This window comes from Phormidium sp. CCY1219 (assembly GCF_035615515.1).
Classification (GTDB): domain Bacteria; phylum Cyanobacteriota; class Cyanobacteriia; order Cyanobacteriales; family Laspinemataceae; genus CCY1219.
Window position 1 is genome coordinate 1 of sequence record NZ_JAJENT010000493.1, and the last position, 1,703, is coordinate 1,703.

General features: G+C 39.8%; 1 protein-coding gene and 1 pseudogene. Both read right to left on the reverse strand.

Annotated features, from left to right (window positions below; all coding sequences use genetic code 11):
- Positions 1 to 85: 85 nt before the first annotated feature.
- Positions 86 to 1,212: pseudogene (locus LKK83_RS12815) on the reverse strand (IS630 family transposase).
- Positions 1,213 to 1,263: 51 nt separating this feature from the next.
- Positions 1,264 to 1,608: a hypothetical protein gene (locus tag LKK83_RS12820; RefSeq protein ID WP_324631539.1), complete on the reverse strand. Its 345-nt coding sequence runs from the start codon at positions 1,606 to 1,608 to the stop codon at positions 1,264 to 1,266.
- Positions 1,609 to 1,703 lie beyond the last annotated feature (95 nt).

Genomic DNA, 1,703 nt, shown 5'->3' on the forward strand with positions numbered 1-1,703 from the left:
TTCTCTTAGGCTAATTTAAAGCAAAGGCTTGATTCGCAGATTCGGCTGGGAAAACTGCATTCCCAGGAATTCTCTTATAGCAGTCCTAAATCAGTTGTGGCAAAATTCCATAATAAGAAAGTTTGGGAAAATCAAATATTTGACCATCAGCAAAAAACTTAAATAGTCCTTTTACTATTTTAAATGAATCACATAGATGATAAAACTGCCGGATAAAGTTTTTAGCTTGTAACCAAATATCTTCTACTGGGTTTTGCTCGGGAGCATTTGGAGCAAAGGTAGTGCAATGAACCAACCATTCATCTTCTGACAACTCTCCATTTACTTGCTTTAAATATTCTTTAAATTCTTGAAATTTATGATAACTAGTGCCATCCCAAAAAATGGCAATTCTTTGTCCCGGCCTTTGTTTTTGTAAATGGTTTATAAAACGGTGTTTTTCGTATTGCCACTTGAATATTCTTTGACAATAAAATCATCACTTCGATAATCCAATGCCCCATAATAAGTTTGTCTATTTTTCTGATTTTTAATAGGGATTTCCACCCGAATATCTGTTCGTCCCCAAACATAACCTAACAAGTCTCCCCAAAGAAGATGACATTCATCAATCATAAACACCGCAAGCTTTCCAGCTTTTATTTCAGGTTCCCATTCTTTGAGTTTATTTTGAATTTCCTTTTTTTGGCTTTGACTTGTTCTTCATCTTTTGCTGGATTCTTTTTTTGAGATTTCTTCCAACTTATTTTAGCGGCTTTGAACAAAGCATAGTAGCTTCGATCCGAAGCATAAACCACTCCATATTCCTGGTCTAAATGTCGTTTTAAATCTCCGAGTCTTAAATAAGGTTGCTGCCTTAGCCATTCAATCACCTTGGCTTTTGAGGAAGCGAGGTAACTTTTACTTCCTTTATATTGAAGTTTTAAGCTATCTACTCCCTGAAAAATAGCTCGATTTTTCCACTTGCTAATAAAACTATGAGACACCTGCAATAAGTTTTCAATCTCATAATAAGATGTTCCCGTTAAAATCATTTTAACAGCCAAGGCTCTTTTGACTTCTTGAGTATTTGTGCTGGGGTTAATAAAATCATCTAGTTCAGTGATAATGGTTATGATGTTTTCTGAATGCCTCCTTCTAGGGCGGGTCTCATCCTTACATTATATCTGTTACAACTGATTTAGGACTGCTATACCGCTTGCGCGATCGCATAAAAATCGAGAGATAGAATCCCCTTACACCACAAAGAAACTTCGGAAAAAATCACCTCATGCGCTCCATCAAGAATAGCCCGATCGCATCCCCCTCGATTGAATTCACTTCGGGGAGTTCCGCTTCAAACCCATACTGATTGGTTTGCCCCCGTTTGAAGCTAATTACGGGTTCTTTTTCCTCTCGCTTGTTATTTTGTCGAATAACATTCTGGTTCACGTGAATGTAACTCATCGCTACTGGGTGCGCGCCTTTCCATCGGGGTTTCGGCCCGCGCGTCCCCTTCCGGATTTGCGGTTTTCCGTTAATTAGCGGGATTGCCCAATTTCGACCGATTTTATAAGCGCCACTCACTCTGTCGGCACGGAGAAGTTTTCTGAGTCTATCTGCTGTCATCTGTAGCAGTTTCGCTGCTTACCGAGAATCGGCGTAAAGCCCCCGGATTTATCCGTGGGGATATAAGCCGAGCGACTGACCCACGGTTCCCCCAC

Bases quoted from the DNA above. Each gene is read 5' to 3' on its own strand.
- LKK83_RS12820 (WP_324631539.1), bottom strand. From the start codon at position 1,608: ATGACAGCAGATAGACTCAGAAAACTTCTCCGTGCCGACAGAGTGAGT.